12 protein-coding genes and 1 riboswitch are annotated in these 16926 nt (G+C 72.9%); of the genes, 6 read left to right on the top strand and 6 right to left on the bottom strand.

The genetic code is table 11. From position 1 onward, the window contains the following. Positions 1-3: 3 nt before the first annotated feature. From JKV81_RS35490 to JKV81_RS35475, 4 genes are read right to left on the bottom strand one after another with little or no spacing between them, the layout of a single operon-like run. Complete coding sequence (locus JKV81_RS35490) at positions 4-1011, bottom strand: DUF5914 domain-containing Rieske (2Fe-2S) protein (RefSeq protein ID WP_129259980.1); 1008 nt, start codon at positions 1009-1011, stop codon at positions 4-6. Then, positions 1008-1994 (bottom strand): phytoene/squalene synthase family protein, encoded by a 987-nt coding sequence (locus JKV81_RS35485; protein ID WP_129259979.1) that lies wholly within the window; start codon positions 1992-1994, stop codon positions 1008-1010. Before JKV81_RS35485 ends, JKV81_RS35490 begins: the two co-directional genes overlap by 4 nt. Next, on the bottom strand, positions 1991-3526 hold the full coding sequence (crtI, locus tag JKV81_RS35480) for a phytoene desaturase family protein (RefSeq protein ID WP_129259978.1): 1536 nt from the start codon (positions 3524-3526) through the stop codon (positions 1991-1993). Before crtI ends, JKV81_RS35485 begins: the two co-directional genes overlap by 4 nt. Further along, on the bottom strand, positions 3523-4662 hold the full coding sequence (locus JKV81_RS35475; protein ID WP_129259977.1) for a polyprenyl synthetase family protein: 1140 nt from the start codon (positions 4660-4662) through the stop codon (positions 3523-3525). Before JKV81_RS35475 ends, crtI begins: the two co-directional genes overlap by 4 nt. A gap of 433 nt (positions 4663-5095) precedes the next feature. Here JKV81_RS35475 and modA point away from each other — a divergent pair, with 433 nt between their 5' ends. Genes modA through JKV81_RS35460 form a run of 3 tightly spaced genes read left to right on the top strand, consistent with a single transcriptional unit; the run spans position 5096 to position 7856 of the window. After that, positions 5096-5920 carry a molybdate ABC transporter substrate-binding protein gene (modA, locus tag JKV81_RS35470; protein WP_202079700.1) on the top strand — a complete coding sequence of 275 codons (825 nt, stop codon included), beginning with the start codon at positions 5096-5098 and terminating at the stop codon, positions 5918-5920. Next, complete coding sequence (gene modB / locus JKV81_RS35465) at positions 5917-6771, top strand: molybdate ABC transporter permease subunit (RefSeq protein WP_129259975.1); 855 nt, start codon at positions 5917-5919, stop codon at positions 6769-6771. Before modA ends, modB begins: the two co-directional genes overlap by 4 nt. Then, complete coding sequence (locus tag JKV81_RS35460) at positions 6768-7856, top strand: ABC transporter ATP-binding protein (protein WP_202079698.1); 1089 nt, start codon at positions 6768-6770, stop codon at positions 7854-7856. Before modB ends, JKV81_RS35460 begins: the two co-directional genes overlap by 4 nt. A gap of 17 nt (positions 7857-7873) precedes the next feature. Here JKV81_RS35460 and JKV81_RS35455 read toward each other — a convergent pair whose 3' ends face one another. Further along, positions 7874-9427, bottom strand: coding sequence for a glycoside hydrolase family 43 protein (locus JKV81_RS35455; RefSeq protein ID WP_202079696.1), 1554 nt, complete (start codon positions 9425-9427; stop codon positions 7874-7876). A gap of 241 nt (positions 9428-9668) precedes the next feature. Between JKV81_RS35455 and JKV81_RS35450 the strand changes: the two genes are divergently transcribed. From JKV81_RS35450 to JKV81_RS35440, 3 genes are all read left to right on the top strand, one after another. Beyond that, positions 9669-10622 carry a carbohydrate deacetylase gene (locus JKV81_RS35450; RefSeq protein ID WP_202079694.1) on the top strand — a complete coding sequence of 318 codons (954 nt, stop codon included), beginning with the start codon at positions 9669-9671 and terminating at the stop codon, positions 10620-10622. After that, positions 10621-10840: riboswitch (cobalamin riboswitch) on the top strand. (Overlaps the previous gene by 2 nt.) Positions 10841-10999: 159 nt before the next feature. After that, entirely contained in the window at positions 11000-13318 is a 2319-nt protein-coding gene (gene metE / locus JKV81_RS35445; protein ID WP_202079692.1) for a 5-methyltetrahydropteroyltriglutamate--homocysteine S-methyltransferase, read from the top strand. Positions 13319-13592: 274 nt separating this feature from the next. Further along, entirely contained in the window at positions 13593-14420 is an 828-nt protein-coding gene (locus tag JKV81_RS35440; protein WP_202079690.1) for an aldo/keto reductase, read from the top strand. Between the two features lie 80 nt (positions 14421-14500). Here the strand turns inward: JKV81_RS35440 and JKV81_RS35435 are convergent, their stop codons facing one another. Beyond that, the gene (locus tag JKV81_RS35435; RefSeq protein WP_202079688.1) at positions 14501-16849 is read right to left on the bottom strand and encodes a GH92 family glycosyl hydrolase; all 2349 of its coding nucleotides are present in this window, start codon (positions 16847-16849) and stop codon (positions 14501-14503) included. Positions 16850-16926 lie beyond the last annotated feature (77 nt).

Below are 16926 nucleotides of genomic sequence, written 5' to 3'. Positions count from 1 at the left end.
CGCTCAGCCGGGGAAGCGCCCGGTGCTCCGCAGCGACCAGCGCCGTTCGGCGTACGCCAGGTCGTCGCGCCAGAGCCGGCCGGCCGTCCGGCGCATCAGGGGGCGCAGGACGGGCGCCGCGGCACGGGCGAGGGCGAAGCCCCGCCGGCCGGAGGCCGCGACGACGGCCTCGACGACCGCGGTCCGGGGGTCAGCCGCGCCGGGCGCTGTCAGCGGGGTGGCATGCGTCTCCACCACCGACCCGGCGCCCTCGCCGTCGGTGATGCGCATGAGAACGGTGCGGGGCCCGGGCGCCGTGAACACCGCCCGTACGGGCACCACGAGCCGGCCGGCCACCTTGAACGAGACGTCGACGGTGAACGCGTCCTCCCCGCCCTGCTCCGGGGTGCCGGCCACGCTCAGTCCGACGAACGCGTACGGGTGGAACCAGGAACCGTGCCAGGGGTCGAGCCGGTTGGCGACCACGTCCTCGGGTTCGCACCGGCCCACGGCGGTGAACACCGCGTCCACGGCGTCCGCCGGCACCGGCCGAGCCGGTACGACTGGGCGCTCCAGCGGGCGCTCGCCCCCGGCCCGGTCCAGCCTCACCCAGACCAGGACCCCGTCGTCGTGCACCGGGTACGGCTCCCACCCGGCGAACGGCCCGCCGTCCAGCGCCAAGCCGTGCCAGTGGCACAGGAGCGTCCCGCACACCACCCGGCTGTCGCGCAGCGGCGCTCCCAGATGGGGGCACTCCCCCGGCCCGGCGTGCGGGGTGCCGTCCTCGGACCGCCACAGGACGACTTCCACCCCGGCGATCGTCCGGCCGTACGGGCGGTCCCTCGCCCCGATGTCCCGGGAGGCCCCGGCGACGTACCAGTTGCCCGACGGGCGGGCCGTAGCCCGCTTCAGCGCCTCGGCGATCACGGCGGGCCTCGCCTCGCGCCAGGTCGGTGCCTGCCGCTCCCAGCGGGGGGCGCGCCGCACCCGCAGCGGTGACGTCCATGTCGTCGCTCTGCGCGGGGTGTTCATCGCAGGGAGCCCTCCGCCCCGGCGGCCGCGCCCTGGGCGGGTGCGGACGGTCCGGTGCGCAGCCGCGCTCCCAGGATCCGTACGAGCCCGCCCGCCGCGGTGGCGGCCCGGCGGTGGCGCGGCACCACGGCGCGGCGGTGCAGCACCCGGTAGTCGTCGGCGGCGACCGCGTCCAGGATCCCCCGGTACAGAACGAAGGCCGTACGGATGCAGGGCCGCACCCGTGGCTCCAGCATGGCGATGCCCGGTTCCGCCTCCCGGTAGACGGCCCTGATCACCGTGTCGGCCTCGGCGAACGCGGCCCGCAGGCGCGGGTCGTGCCGTCCGGTGCGGCGGCTCCACTCCAGCAGGGGGCGGTCCACGGCGTGGGCGGCGAGCAGGTCCGCCGGCAGGTAGACACGGCCGCGGTCCAGGTCCTCGCCCACGTCCCGCAGGAAGTTGGTGAGCTGGAAGGCCACACCGAGCGAGGCGGCGTGCGGGGCCGCCTCCTCACGGGGTACGACGGTCCCGAGCACGGGCAGCATCTGGAGGCCGATGACCGCCGCCGAACCGTGCATGTACCCGCGCAGATCGGCGTACGTCGGATACTCGGTGACCGTGAGGTCGCTGCGCATGGACGCCAGGAAGTCGGCGAAGAGGCCGTGGTCGATGGCGTAGCGCGCGGCGGTGTCCGCCACGGCCCTGACGACCGGCTCGTCGCCGCCCCCCGTACGCAGGCCGTGGGCCAGGTCGCTCTCCAGCAGGCGCAGCAGCCGGTCGCGTTCCTCGGGGAGCAGGCGACGGTCCAGGTCGTCCACGATGTCGTCGGCCCACCGGGCGAAGCCGTACAGCGCGTGGACGGCGCAGCGGCGTTCGACGGGGAGCAGCCGGGTGGCGAGGAAGTAGGTGCGGCCGTGCCGGGCGTTGAGCCGCCGGCAGCGGGCGTAGGCGGCGCGCAGGGCGGGCGCGGTGATCCCGGCGGCGTCCAGTTCGCGGTGGTTCATCGGCTCTGCCCTTCGAGGACGGGGGGACGGCGGCGCGCGCCCGCCGCTCGGGGGGCGCCCGTGATGCGGGCCGCGGCGAGCTTGCCGCTGACCAGGACGGTCGGCACGCCCACCCCGGGGGTGGTCCCGCAGCCGGCGAGGACGACGTTGTCGTAGCCGCGCACGAGATTGCGTGGCCGGAAGGGGCCGGTCTGCGCGAAGGTGTGGGACACGGAGAACGGGGTGCCCGCCGCGTGGCCCTGCGCCGTCCAGTCCACCGGGGTGACGAGCAGCTCCCGGTCGACGGAGGCCCCGAAGCCGTGGAGGCCCCGGCGTTCCAGCTCGGCCAGCAGGCCGTCCCGGTAGCGGGGTCCCAGGTCACGCCAGCCGGCGGCCGACGGGCCGGTCGTGGTGTTGGGGCAGGGGGCGAGGACGAAGTGCAGGTGTCTGCCGTCGGGCGCCAGTGCCGGGTCGTGCGTCGTCGGCCGGGTGATGAGCAGCGACGGGTCGCTCATCACCCGTCCGGTCCGGGTGAGTTCGTCGAAGGTGCTCTCCCAGGCGGCGCCGAACGACAGGGTGTGGTGCGCGAGTTCCGGCCAGGTGCGGTCCGTGCCGGCGTGCAGGACGACGGCCGACGGCGCGTGGCGCAGCGGTACGGGCCGCCGGGGCGCCCGGCCCAGGAGCCGGTGGACGACGGGGAGATCCGGGGTCAGGACGACGGCGTCGCAGGCGATCCGCTCGCCGGACGCCAGCCGGACGGCCCGTACCCGCCCGGACGTACGCTCCAGGGCGGTCACCTCGGCCTTCCAGCGGAATTCTCCTCCCGCGTCGGCCGCCGCGTCGGCCATCGCCCGGGGCAGCGCGTGCATGCCGCCCTTCGGGAACCAGACGCCGGCGACCGTGTCCATGTAGGCGATGACGGCGTAGGCGGCGAGGGCACGGGCCGGGGCGACGCCGGCGTACAGCGCCTGGAAGGAGAAGACCCGGCGCAGCCGTGGGTCCGAGAGGAACCTGCCGATCTGCGGGTCGAGCCGGCCGAAGCCGCCGAGAGCGGCGAGCCGGGCGAGGTCCGGGTGCAGGAGCTGGAAGGGCGAGTCGAAGTTGGTGTCGATGAAGCGGTGCATCTGCGCCCGGTACATCCGCTCCAGCCAGCGCCGCAGCCGCCGGTAGCCCTCGGCCTCCGCGGCTCCGGCGAACCGGCGGACCTCGGCCTCCATCGCCTCGCCGTCCGTGTGGACGTCGAGGCGGCTGCCGTCGGCGAAGAGGGCACGGTAGGCCGGGTGCAGCGGGATCAGCTCGACCCGCCGGTGGAGGCTGTCCCCGACGGCGGCGAAGGCCTCGTCGGCCAGGTGGGGCATGGTCAGCACGGTGGGTCCTGTGTCGACCCGGTAGCCGCCGAGTTCCAGCCTGCCGGCACGTCCGCCGGGCCCGGCGTCACGCTCGACGACGGTCACCCGCCGTCCCGCGCCCAGCAGATGGAGTGCCGCGGCGAGGCCGGACAGTCCGGCGCCGACCACCACCACGTGGTCGGTGGGTCCGGTGACGGTCCTCATGCGCCCTCCCCGTTCGGTACGGCGCCCACGGCTCTGGCCACCAGCGCGGCGAACTCCCGCCGGGCACGCGGGTCCGCCCCGGTGTCCGCGAAGTGCCGCAGGCTCGCTCCGGAGAGTTCGGTGATCTCCTCCTCGACCGCCGCCCGGGCGCCCGTGCGTTCCAGAGCGGCGCGCATGCGGTCGACCGTGTCCGCGCCGGAGCCCTCCGGGCCGAGCACCGCCAGTGCCTCGGTGTCGCCCGTCTCGGCGGCGAGGCGGAGCGCGGCCGCCAGGAGGAAGGTGAGCTTGCGTGACCGCAGGTCCTCGTCCGCGGGTTTCCCCGTGACGGCGGGGTCGCCGAAGGCGCCCAGCAGGTCGTCGCGCAGCTGGAAGGCGAGCCCCGCGCACCGTCCGGCGGACCGCAGCCCGTCCAGGGCACCGGCGCTCGCCCCCGTCAGGCACGCGCCGAGGGCGAGCGGCCGTGCCACGGTGTAGTACGCGCTCTTGAGCGTCGCGATGGTCCTGGCCAGGGCGGGGTCGGAGGAGCCCGTCGCCTGGGCCCGCATGTCCAGGTACTGCCCGGCGACCATCTCGCCCCGCATCGCCTGCCACTCCCGGAACAGCCGTTCGCCGTAAGGGGAGGCGAGCGCCGTCTCGGTGAGCAGGTCGTCGGCCCACGCCAGTGCGAGGTCCCCGGTGAGCACCGCGGCGGTGGCGGAGTAGGACGCGGCGGAACCGCGCATGCGGCCCTCCCGGTGCGTGCGGGCGAAGTCCGTGTGCACGGCGGGCGCGCCGCGGCGTACCGGCGATTCGTCCATGACGTCGTCGTGCACCAGGGCGCAGGCCTGGAGCAGTTCCAGGGCGGCGCCGACGCGCAGCGGCATCCCGGGGTCGCCGGCCCCTCCGGCGGCCAGCCATCCGCACCACACGAAGGCCGTCCGCAGCCGTTTGCCGCCCCGCAGGACGAACTCCGCCACCCGGGTGGCCACCTCGTCGGCGAAGACGGCGTCCACGCCCCGTGCTTCCGCCACCCGGGCGTGCAGGTGCTCCGCGAGGACGGCGTCGACGGCCGCGGCCGCCTCGGCCGCCGTACGCGGGACACCGCCGGGGCCCGCGCCTGTGCCGGCGCCCGCCCGCGCCGCCCGTGGACCGAGCATGGACAGCCCCTTTCGCTCGGTTGTCCGCTTCCGCGTCCACCGGTGCTTCCGGCCGCGAGGACCGCGGATGCCCCTATGCCTGCCCGTCGCCCGGCCCCTCCGGAGCGGAGTTCACCCGGACGGCGGGCGGAACGGCGTGGCGGGGCCCGACGACGGGACCGGGCGGGCGGCGAGGCGGCCGGTCCCGCGCCGGACCATGACCGGCATCCGGACTCACTCTCCGTACAAACGCACATGCCAACGACGGCGATCATGATTGCGCCTCATGCGAAGCGACAAGGGACTTTCCCCTCGCATCTGCGGCAGTATGATCAGCGTATGCACGCCTACCGGACCGGGGGCGCCGCCGCGTGCGCGCGAACCGGTCCATGAGCGGGTCCGCCAGGACCCCGGGTGGTCGTGCCCGTCAGGACGAAGAGGGAGCAGACCCGTGATGACCCGTACCGCGCGCCGGACCCGCCGGACCCTTCAGACGGCCGTTGCGGGCGCCACCGCCCTGCTGGCCCTGAGCGCCTGCTCGTCGTCCGACGACTCCTCGTCGGCGTCGGACTCCCCGGGGACCGCCTCCCCGTCGGACGAGCTGTCCGGCACGGTGACCGTGTTCGCGGCGGCCTCGCTCAAGGAGAGCTTCACGACCCTGGGCAAGGAGTTCGAGAAGGCCCACCCCGGCACGAAGGTCACCTTCAGCTTCGGCGGCAGTGACTCCCTCGCCGCGAGCATCCCCGGCGGCGCCCCCGCCGACGTGTTCGCCTCGGCCAGCCCCAAGACGATGAAGATCGTCACCGACGCGGGGGACGCCACCGGCACGCCCGCTACCTTCGTCCGCAACCAGCTGGAGATCGCCACCCTGCCGGGCAACCCCGACAAGATCTCCTCCCTGAAGGACCTCACCGACTCCGGCCTCAAGGTGGTCCTCTGCGACAAGGAGGTGCCCTGTGGCGCCGCCGCCCAGAAGTCCCTCGACGCCGCCGGCCTCAAGCTGACCCCGGTCTCCTACGAGCAGGACGTCAAGTCCGCTCTGACCAAGGTCGAGCTGAAGGAGGCCGACGCGGCCGTCGTCTACAAGACGGATGTGCACGCGGCGGGTGGCAAGGTGGAGGGCGTGGACTTCCCCGAATCGGCCGACGCCATCAACGACTACCCGATCGCCCAGCTCAAGGACACGCAGAACGCCGACGCCGCCAAGGCGTTCATCGCCCTGGTGCAGTCCTCCGAAGGCCAGAAGGTCCTGACCGGGGCCGGGTTCCTCAAGCCGTGACCGAGCTCGACAAGACCGGTGCCGCGGCCGGCGCCCCCCGGGGCGGGCCGCGGCGTCGGCGTATCCGGGGCCGCCGGGGTGTTCCGCTGCCGCTCCTGGTGCCCGCGCTGCTCGGTCTGGCGTTCCTGATCGTGCCGCTGGTGGCCCTGCTCGTACGGGCCCCGTGGCGCAGCCTGCCCGAGCTGCTGACCAGTGCCGAGGTCTGGCAGGCGCTCCAGCTGTCCCTGGTGTGCGCCACGGCCGCGACGGCCGTCAGCCTGGTCATCGGGGTGCCGCTGGCCTGGCTGCTGGCCCGCGTCGAGTTCCGCGGGCGCGGTCTCGTACGGGCGCTCGTCACCCTGCCGCTGGTCCTGCCCCCCGTGGTCGGCGGTGTGGCGCTGCTGATGGCGCTCGGACGCAACGGGATCGTCGGGAAGTCGCTGGACGACTGGTTCGGGATCACGCTGCCGTTCACCACGGCGGGGGTCGTGATCGCGGAGGCGTTCGTCGCGATGCCGTTCCTCGTCATCAGCGTCGAGGGGACCCTGCGCGCCGCCGATCCGCGCTTCGAGGAGGCCGCCGCCACGCTCGGCGCCTCCCGCTTCACCGCGTTCCGCCGGGTCACGCTGCCGCTGATCGCACCGGGCGTCGCCGCGGGCGCCGTGCTGGCCTGGGCCCGTGCCCTGGGCGAGTTCGGTGCGACGATCACCTTCGCCGGGAACTTCCCCGGCCGCACCCAGACCATGCCGCTGGCCGTGTACCTGGCGCTGCAGAGCGACCCGGAGGCGGCCATCGCCCTCAGCCTGGTCCTGCTCACCGTGTCCGTCGCGGTGCTGGCCGGTCTGCGCGACCGTTGGATGACAGCAGGATGACCGACACCCGCGACACCGCTCCCGGCCCCCGCTCCGATGGGCGCGCGGAGGGCCTCGACGCCCGTCTCGTCGTCGGGCGCGGCGCCTTCCGCCTCGATGTGGCGCTGACCGTCGCGCCCGGCGAGGTCGTCGCCCTGCTCGGCCCGAACGGCGCCGGCAAGACCACCGCACTGCGCGCCCTCGCCGGTCTGACACCGCTCACCGCGGGCCATCTGCGGCTGGACGGGCAGGCGTTGGAGCCTACGCCCCCGGAGTCCCGCCCCGTCGGCGTCGTCTTCCAGGACTATCTGCTCTTCCCCCATCTCACCGCGCTGGACAACGTGGCCTTCGGGCCGCGCTGCCAGGGTTCGGCCAAGGCGGAGGCCCGGGCGCAGGCCTCCGAGTGGCTCGGCCGGCTGGGGCTCGCGGACCATGCCGGCGCCAAGCCGCGCAAGCTGTCCGGCGGGCAGGCCCAGCGGGTCGCCCTGGCCCGCGCGCTGGCCACCCGGCCGCGCCTGCTGCTCCTGGATGAGCCGCTGGCGGCGCTGGACGCCCGCACCCGGCTGGAGGTCCGGTCGCAACTGCGGCGGCACCTGGCCGAGTTCGAAGCCGTGGCCGTCCTGGTCACGCACGATCCGCTGGACGCCATGGTGCTGGCCGACCGCCTGGTCGTGGTCGAGGACGGCCGGGTCGTTCAGGAGGGCGCGCCGTCCCACATCGCCCGCCATCCCCGTACGGACTACATCGCCCAACTGGTCGGCCTGAACCTCTTCCGGGGGACGGCCGACGGCCACACCGTCCGCCTCGACGCGGGCCCCTGCGTCACCACCACGGAGGACCTGTCCGGCCCGGTCTTCGTCGCCTTCCCGCCGAACGCGGTCACCCTCCACCGCGAGCGGCCCGCCGGCGCGAGCGCCCGCAACCTCTGGCACTGCGAGATCGCGGGCCTGGAGACCCACGGTGACCAGATCCGCGCCGACCTCACCGGGGAACTGCCCCTCGCCGCGGACCTGACCACGGTCGCCGCCGCGGAGCTCGACCTGCGCCCCGGCGCGGCGGTCTGGGCGACGGTGAAGGCGACGCAGACGCACGCCTACCCGGTCTGAGACCCGCTCCCCTGGTGTCAGGTCGGCTCCCGGCGGGCCGGCCGCAGCTCGAACCAGTCGAAGGCCGGCGCCCCTCGCGTCGCGTACATGCCGACGACGCGGCCGGTGAATCCTCCGGCGACCTCGGTGGTGAGGTAGCGGCCGTCGAGTTCGGCGAGGATCTCGACGTGCCCGTCCCCGGTCTCGTACCCGAGGCGCAGGGTATCGGGGCCGCCGACGCGCAGGCCGGACGGCGCCGGGGTCCCGGGGCCGGCGGGTCGTACGGTGACGGTGGGCGGCAGAACGTCCGTGGTGGTCACGTCGATCCGCAGCGTCACAGGCCCGGCGGGCACGGCCCGTTCGGCCACGGTCCGGCGCAGGGGGCCGATGCGGGCGACCGCGCGCACCATGCCGTCCTCCGCCTCCACCTGGTAGTGGTGCGCCTCGTCGAGCCGTACGGCGATGCCTCCCCGGCCTCCTTCACCGGTGTCGACCCGGGTCCGTGCCACACAGTCGGCGTCGCGCTGGCGCCGCCCGACGAACAGGGCACCGGGCTGCTCCATGCCGTCGGCCCTGGCGTGCAGCACCAGATGGCCCGGCCGCTCGTCGAGGCGCGCGGCATCCGGATCGTGACGTCTCGGCGAGACCCAGCAGGGTGCGAGCGCGGGGGCGTCGAAGTCGTCGCGGTGCGGCTCGGCGGGCCAGGGGTGCGGGGCCAGTGCGGGCGCCTGGGCTCGGAGTTCCAGAGGTCCCGGCAGGGGCCATCCGTCCTCCCAGCGCACCGGCACCAGGAACGTCTCCCGGCCCATGCCGTGGAACCCGGGCGTGTCGCCGCGGGGCCGGGTGCCCAGCAGCACCATCCACCAGGTGCCGTCGTGCGCCTGCACCAGGTCGCCGTGGCCGGTGTTCTGCACGGGATGGCCCGTGCTGCGGTGGGACAGCACGGGGTTGTCGGGGTGCGGCTCGAAGGGGCCCGGCAGCGTGCGCGCCCTGGCCACGGACATCGCGTGCCCGCGTTCGGTGCCGCCCTCGGAGAGCAGCAGGTACCACCAGTCGCCGATCCTGTAGAGGTGCGGGCCCTCGGGGTACTGGAGGCCGCTTCCCGACCACATCTCCACGGGCTCACCGAGCAGTTCGCCCGTCCTGGGCTCGATGCGCACCGCGCGTATCCCGTCGTGCGAGAACACGCACCAGCAGTTCCCCTCGTCGTCCCAGGCCAGGTCGGGATCGATGCCGGGTATGCCGACGGGCACCGGTTCCGACCAGGGCCCGGCGGGGTCCTCGGCGGTCACGAGGACGGTGCCGGCGCCGGCCACCACGGTCGTGATCATCCAGAACAGGCCGTCGTGGTGCCGCAGCGTCGGGGCGTACACCCCGCAGGAGGCGGGGGCCGTGTCAGGGAGCGACAGTTGCGAGGGGCGGTCGAGGGCGTGCCCGATCAGCCGCCAGTGCACGAGGTCCCTGCTGTGCCACAGCGGCACCCCGGGTACGTATTCGAAACTGGACGTCGCCACGTAGTAGTCCTCGCCCACACGGCAGATGCTCGGGTCCGGGCTGAAGCCGGGTATCACGGGATTGTCGAAGAACGCCACGGTCCGTCCTCAGGGTCGGGCCAGGGGCCGAGACCCACGGCCAAGATCGTTGAAGCGCTTCGACGGTGTCAGGCCGGCGGGAGGGTGTCAATGGACAATTCCGGCCCGGCCTGCGCAGCCTTGGCTGTCGAATCGCTTCGACGTCTGCTGGTCCCGACCGGCCGGTCGTACGGTGGCGCATCGACCCCACGGGCGCTCTATTCAGGTGCGCGAGCGCCGGGACGGGGGCCAGACTGCGGACATGGATCGAGCAGCCGTCGAACCCCCGCCCAGGACGTCCCCCGCGCGCTGGAACCGGATCCTGGGGTTCCCGCCCGACGCCCGCCTGCTCATCGTCAACTGCGACGACTTCGGCATGGACCGGGGCGTCAACGCCGCCGTGATCGAGTCGGTCGAGGAGGGGATCGCCTCGTCGTGCAGCCTCATGACGGTGTGTCCGGCGGCATCGGATGCCGTACGACTGCTCCGGCAGCGGCCCGGCATTCCGTTCGGTGTCCACCTCACCCTGGTGTGCGAGACACCGCACCGCCCCTGGGGTCCTCTCTCGGCCAGGGAGAAGGTGTCCTCCCTGCTCGACCCCGCGGGCAACTTCTTCGAGCCGACGCCCGCGGGGCGGGCCGCTCTGCTCGGCCGCGCCCGCCCCGACGAGGTCGAGGCCGAGTTCCGCGCGCAGATCGACGCCATCGTCCGTACGGGGCTCACGCCGACCCATCTGGACTTCCACTGCCTGGCCGACGGGGGCCGCGACGACATCCTCGACGTGACCGTGGGGCTGGCCGCCGAGTACGGCCTCGCGGTCCGCGTCTGGCTGGAGCCGGGGCGGCGCGCGATGCGCCGGCGTGGGCTGCCCGTCGTCGACCACGACTTCCTGGACAGCTTCTCCCTCGCGACCGAGGACAAGGCGGCCCTGTACGCCCGGCTGCTCCACGCCCTGCCGGCCGGGCTCAGCGAATGGGCCGTCCATCCCGGCCTCGGCGACCGGGAGGCGCAGACCCTCGACCGGCTGGTGCGCCGTACGGACCACGCGTTCCTGACGTCGCCCGGGGCCCGGGAGGCGGTGGCCCGCGCGGGCGTCACGGTCATCGACTACCGCGCTCTCCAGCGCGTCTGGGCCGCGGACACGGGGCCGCGTGGGTCCGCGAGGGCCCATCCGCATGCTGGACCTGGGGCGCCGCGCGCTCCGAAGGACCCGTAGGCTTGCGGGTGCAGCTGGTTCGCCCCGTCCGCCAGGCGGGATGCGTCGTAAGAGGGAACCCGGTGGAATTCCGGGACTGCCCCGCAGCGGTGAGCGGGAACGACCGCCGTCATGAGCACTGGGTCCGATGAACCGGACCTGGGAAGCGACGGCCATTAGGTGTCCTCACACAGGACGTGCCCGCGAGTCCGAAGACCTGCCATCTGCCCGCGCACGGACGATTCGTGCGCGGACATCCCGGTGACCTCGTGGGCGGGTCGGCGTGCATACCTGGCGGATCTCCGCGTCGTCCGACGTGTTTCGTCCGGTACGTCACCCCTTCGCGTCCTCGTCCCGTCGCCGGGATCTCAGGGATTCATCTCGCGAAGGAGATCTCCGTGACCACCGAGCACGCGACCGCCACAGCGCAGTCCACTGTGTACGGCTACCCCCGGCAGGGACAGAACCGGGAACTGAAGAAGGCCGTCGAGGGCTACTGGAAGGGGCGGGTCACCGCCGACGCCCTCCGCGCCACGGCGGCCGATCTGCGCCGTACGAACTGGCGGCAGCTCGTCGATGCCGGCGTCGACGAGGTCCCGACAGGGGACTTCTCGTACTACGACCATGTGCTGGACACCACCGTCATGGTCGGGGCCGTCCCCGACCGCCACCGGGAGGCTGTCGCCGCCGATCCGCTGGACGGCTACTTCGCGATGGCACGCGGCACGCAGGACGTCGCCCCGCTGGAGATGACCAAGTGGTTCGACACCAACTACCACTACCTGGTCCCGGAGCTGGGCCCCGACACCGTGTTCACCGCGGACTCCGCCAAGCAGGTCGCCGAGCTCAAGGAGGCCGTCGCTCTGGGGGCCGCTGCCCGGCCCGTCCTGGTCGGCCCGGTCACGTACCTGCTCCTGGCCAAGCCCGCCCCCGGTGTGGCCGCCGACTTCGACCCGCTCACCCTCCTGGACCGGCTGCTGCCGGTGTACGCCGAGGTGCTCGCCGATCTGCGCGCGGCCGGAGCCGAATGGGTGCAGCTCGACGAGCCCGCACTCGTCCAGGACCGTACCCGGGCCGAACTCGACGCCGCCGAGCGCGCCTACCACCGTCTCGGCTCGCTCACCGACCGGCCCAGGCTGCTCGTCGCCTCCTACTTCGGCCGGCTCGGCGAGGCCCTCACCGTCCTGGCCAAGGCGCCGGTGGACGGGCTCGCGCTGGACTTCACCGAGGCCGCCGCCGGGAATCTGGACGCCCTGGCGGCCGTCGGCGGGCTCCCCGGCAAGCGGCTGGTCGCCGGTGTGGTCAACGGCCGCAACATCTGGATCAACGACCTGGAGAAGTCGCTCTCCACGCTGGGCACGCTGCTCGGGCTCGCCGGACGCATCGACGTGGCGCCCTCCTGCTCCCTGCTGCACGTCCCTCTCGACACCGCCGCCGAACGGGACATCGAGCCGCAGGTCCTGCGCTGGCTGGCCTTCGCCCGGCAGAAGACCGCCGAGATCGTCACCCTCGCCAGGGGCCTCACCCAGGGCACCGGGGCCATCGCCGCCGAACTGGCCGCCAACCGGGCCGACCTGGCCTCACGCGCGCACTCCCCCGTCACCCGGGACCCCGCCGTACGGGCCAGGACCGCGGCGGTCACCGAGGCCGACGCCCGCCGCTCCCAGCCGTACGGGGAGCGGGCCGCAGCCCAGCGCGCGCACCTCGGGCTGCCCCTGCTGCCGACGACCACCATCGGCTCGTTCCCGCAGACCGCCGAACTGCGCACCGCCCGCGCGGATCTGCGGGCCGGACGCATCGACGCGGCCGGGTACGAGGAGCGCATCAAGGCCGAGATCCAGGAGGTGATCTCCTTCCAGGAGAAGACCGGCCTGGACGTCCTGGTGCACGGTGAGGCCGAACGCAACGACATGGTCCAGTACTTCGCGGAGCAGCTGACGGGGTACCTCGCCACGCAGCACGGCTGGGTCCAGTCGTACGGCACCCGCTATGTCCGCCCGCCGGTGCTGGCCGGTGACATCTCCCGCCCGGCGCCGATGACGGTGGGCTGGACGACGTACGCCCAGTCCCTCACCGGCCGTCCGGTCAAGGGCATGCTCACCGGGCCGGTCACGATGCTCGCCTGGTCCTTCGTCCGCGACGACCAGCCCCTCGGCGACACCGCCCGGCAGGTCGCCCTCGCCCTGCGGGACGAGGTGAACGACCTGGAGGCCGCGGGGACTTCGGTGATCCAGGTCGACGAGCCCGCGCTGCGCGAGACACTGCCGCTGCGCGCCGCCGACCACGGGGCCTATCTGGCGTGGGCGACGGAGTCGTTCCGCCTCACCACCAGCGGAGTGCGGCCGGACACGCAGATCCACACACACATGTGCTACGCCGAGTTCGGTGACATCGTCCAGGCCATCGACGACCTCGACGCGGACGTGATCAGCCTGGAGGCGGCCCGCTCGCACATGCAGGTCGCCCACGAGCTGGCGGAGCACGGATACCCGCGTGAGGCGGGACCCGGCGTGTACGACATCCACTCGCCCCGGGTGCCGAGTGCCGCGGAGGCGGCCGAGCTGCTGCGCACCGGGCTGAAGGCGATCCCGGCCGAGCGGCTGTGGGTGAACCCGGACTGCGGGCTCAAGACCCGCGGCTGGCCGGAGACCCGTACGTCGCTGGAGAACCTCGTGGCGGCGGCCCGCACGGTCCGCGGGGAGCTGTCGGCGCCCTGACGCTCCGGGGCGGCCGGGGCCGGGGGTGTCCCCGCGGCCGGGGCCGGGGGGTGTCCCGTCCCCGGCCGCCCCTGCCCCGGCCGCCCCTGCCCCAGCCACCTCCGCCCCGGCCGGATGTCTCGCTCAGCCGGGCACGTATTCCGTCATTTCGACCTGTTTGTGCTGTTTGATGGCGGGTACGCCGCAGGGAGGGCGGAACACAGCGCTCCGCTGCGTGCCGCGAGCCGCCGCCCGTACACCGGCCCCGACCGACACCCACGAGAAGGAGTCATCCGTGCCCTCTGTACCCGCCATCACGCTCAACAACGGTGTGGAGATCCCCCAGCTCGGCTTCGGGACCTTCCAGATCCCTCCCGAGGACACCCGCGAGACCACGCTGGCCGCGCTCGAGACCGGTTACCGGCACATCGACACGGCACAGATGTACGGCAACGAGCGGGAGGTCGGCCAGGCGGTCAGGGAGTCCGGTCTCGACCGTGCCGACGTCTTCGTCACCAGCAAGCTGAACAACGACGCCCATGCGTACGACGACGCCCTCCAGGCGTTCGAGCGCACCATGGACCAGGTGGGGCTGGACTATCTGGACCTCTTCCTCATCCACTGGCCGCTGCCCGACAAGGGTGACTTCGTGGAGACCTGGAAGGCGCTGGAGGAGATCTACCGTTCGGGCCGCGTCAAGGCCATCGGTGTCTCGAACTTCCAGCCGCACCACCTGCGCCGGCTGCTGGACGGCAGCACGGTGGTGCCCGCCGTCAACCAGATCGAGGTCCATCCGTACCTCACCCAGGACACCGTCAGGGCCTTCGACGCCGAACACGGCATCGCCACCGAGGCGTGGTCGCCGATCGCGCAGGGCAAGGTGCTCGACGACCCGGCGCTGACGCGTATCGCCGAGCGGGTGGGGAAGTCGACGGCGCAGGTCACGCTGCGCTGGCATCTCCAGCGTGGGGACATCGTGTTCCCCAAGTCGGTGACGCTGCGGCGTATCCAGCAGAATTTCGACCTCTTCGACTTCGAGCTCACCGAAGGGGACATCGGCGAGATCAACGCCCTGAACCGCGACGAGCGCACCGGGTTCGACCCGGACCGTTTCAACGGCTGAGCGGACCGGCCCGCACGGCGCAGGACCCGCCCCCGGCGAGGGGCGGGTCCTGCGTTCCTGGGTTGGGTCCGCTCAGGGCGTCACTTCAGGGCGGGCGGTGCGGCGTCCGCCGAGGTGCCCCACTCCGAGGGCTCCGTACCGACCTCGAAGGACAGGTCGCGTGTGCCGCGGATGTCCTCGGTGGTCAGATAGGTCTTCCCGTACGCCGCCCCGTCGGCCCGGGCCGACTGGATGTAGCGCGAGGTGTCGGAGGTGCCGGGAGCCCTGACGGTCAGGCTGCCCTTGGGGTAGTAGCGCCGGTCCAGGGTCAGGTCGACCCGCTCGAAGACCGGGGTCGAGAGGCCCCAGGTGTCGGTGCCCGGCTGGACCGGGAAGATCCCGATCGAGGACAGGACGTTCCAGGCGGACATCGTCCCCAGGTCGTCGTTTCCGGTCATGCCGGTCGGGGTGTCCGTGAAGAGTGTGAGCGCGGCGTGCACCACGTCGGTCGTCTGCCAGGGCCGGCCGGTGGACAGGTAGGTGTAGGGGGCGATGAGGTCGGGCTCGTTCTGCGGGTTGTACTTGTCCGCGTTGTAGTAGTCGTACGGCCCGTTCACCCACACCTCGCGGGCGGTCTTCGCCGGGTCCTGGAGCAGCTGCTCGTACGCGAAGAACGAGTCGAGCCGTTCGTTCGCGGCGTCGGTGCCGCCGATCAGGGAGACCATGCCGGGCAGGTCCTGCGGGACCAGCCACTGGTACTGCCAGGAGGTGCCCTCGTGGAAGCCCTCGCTCTGTGCCGGGTCGACGGGGCCGGTGAAGGCGCCGCTCGCGTCCCGGGCGCGGAAGAAGCCGGTCGAACTGTCGAAGATCTTGCGGTAGTTCTGCGCCCGCGCCGCATACCGCGCGGCGTCGTCCGGGTGCCCGAGCTCCTTCGCCATCTGCCCGAGCATCGCGTCGGACAGCGCGTACTCCAGGGTCGCGGAGGCACCGTGGTCGTAGTCGGAGTCGCCCGGCTTCACGTGCGCGCGGTCCTTGATGTACGGCGCGAAGCCGTCCGCGAGGTACTCCTTGTTGGCCTCGCGGCCCACGGGGGCGGAGTCCGCGGGAGGCACACCGTCGGCGTTCTTCTTCAGCGCGCGGTACGCCTTCTCCTCGTACCCCTTGAGGAGTCCCTGCTGGTAGGCGTTGGTGAGGAACGGCGTGACCGGATCACCCGTCATGATGTTCGTCTCGACCGTGCCGTAGCCCCACTTGGGCAGCCAGCCGCTGTCCTCGTCGATCTTGATGACGGAGATGGCCATGTCGCGGGACTCGTGCGGGGCGAGCAGCGAGAGGAGCTGGGCCTGGGTGCGGTAGGTGTCCCAGAGCGACCAGTTCTGGTAGTAGGTGAACCCCTTGGCGCGGTGGATCTCCTGGTCCCAGCCCGTGTAGCGGCCGTCGACGTCGCTGCCGATGTTCGGCGCGAGGAACGAGCGGTAGAGGGACGAGTAGAAGGTCCGGCGCAGCGTCTCGCTGCCGCCCTTGGCGCGGACGTCGTCGAGACGGTCCTCCCAGGCGGCCCGCGCGGCGCGTGCGACACGGTCGTACGAGCGGCCGCCCTCGGCGTGGAGGTTGAGGGCGGCACCCTTGGCGTCCACGTAGGAGATCGCGGTGGTCGCCTCGACGGTGCGGTCCTTGGTGGTGTCGAAGCGCAGGAAGGCGCCGTTGCGCTCGGCGGCCGCGGACGAGGAGGTCGACCCCTCGGTGACCTTGTCGCCCTTCCAGGTGCCGGAGGTGGTGAACGGCCGGTCGAAGCGGGTGATCGTGTACACGGTGTACGGCTTGGTGTCCTGGCAGAAGCCGCTGCCGGTGATGGCCGTGCGTACGGTGCGGTGGTCGAGGATCTCGACCTCGGTGTTCAGGGTCTTGTGCAGGGACTGGCCCGCGTTGACGAGGACGTTGGCCTTGCCGGTGGCGGGGAAGGTGTAGCGCTGCACGCCGGTGCGCTCGGTGGCGCTCAGCTCGGCCTTGATGCCCGTCTTGAGCCCCACCTCGTAGGTGCCGGGGCCGGCCTTCTCGTCGTCGTGGCTGAACTCCGCCGCGTAGGCGGCGTTGTCCGTCGAGGTGATGTCGCCGGTCGTCGGGAGCACCGGGAGGTCACCACCCAGGCCGCATCCCACGCCGGAGATGTGGACGGTGGAGAAGCCCCGGATGTGGGTCTCCGAGTAGTCGTAGCCGGTGTTGTGCCCGGTGTCGGGCGAGAACTGCACCATGCCGAAGGGCACCGCGGCGCCGGGGTAGGTGTTGCCCTCGTTCTCGGTCCCGATGAACGGGTTGACGAGATCGGTGAGCCGGCCGCGCTCGGCGTGCCCTCCCCCGTCCGCAGCGGCGGGTACGGCGACGGCGCCGCCGAGGAGGGCTGCCGTGGCGGCCGCCGTCCCCGCACCGCGAATCCAGTGGGTCCATCTCATGGAATGAGCGCCTCTCGGACATAGACAACGTTGTCATACGCACTGCGCGATCATTCTTGGTCCGCGTACGTGTACTC

The sequence above is a fragment of the Streptomyces silvae genome, assembly GCF_016745505.1.
GTDB lineage: Bacteria > Actinomycetota > Actinomycetes > Streptomycetales > Streptomycetaceae > Streptomyces > Streptomyces silvae.
This window is presented reverse-complemented; position numbering and strand designations above follow the sequence as displayed.

Coding starts and splice junctions, on each gene's coding strand:
- JKV81_RS35490 (WP_129259980.1), bottom strand. CDS start 1,011: ATGAACACCCCGCGCAGAGCGACGACATGGACGTCACCGCTGCGGGTG.
- JKV81_RS35485 (WP_129259979.1), bottom strand. CDS start 1,994: ATGAACCACCGCGAACTGGACGCCGCCGGGATCACCGCGCCCGCCCTG.
- crtI (WP_129259978.1), bottom strand. CDS start 3,526: ATGAGGACCGTCACCGGACCCACCGACCACGTGGTGGTGGTCGGCGCC.
- JKV81_RS35475 (WP_129259977.1), bottom strand. CDS start 4,662: ATGCTCGGTCCACGGGCGGCGCGGGCGGGCGCCGGCACAGGCGCGGGC.
- modA (WP_202079700.1), top strand. CDS start 5,096: ATGACCCGTACCGCGCGCCGGACCCGCCGGACCCTTCAGACGGCCGTT.
- JKV81_RS35460 (WP_202079698.1), top strand. CDS start 6,768: ATGACCGACACCCGCGACACCGCTCCCGGCCCCCGCTCCGATGGGCGC.
- JKV81_RS35450 (WP_202079694.1), top strand. CDS start 9,669: ATGGATCGAGCAGCCGTCGAACCCCCGCCCAGGACGTCCCCCGCGCGC.
- JKV81_RS35435 (WP_202079688.1), bottom strand. CDS start 16,849: ATGAGATGGACCCACTGGATTCGCGGTGCGGGGACGGCGGCCGCCACG.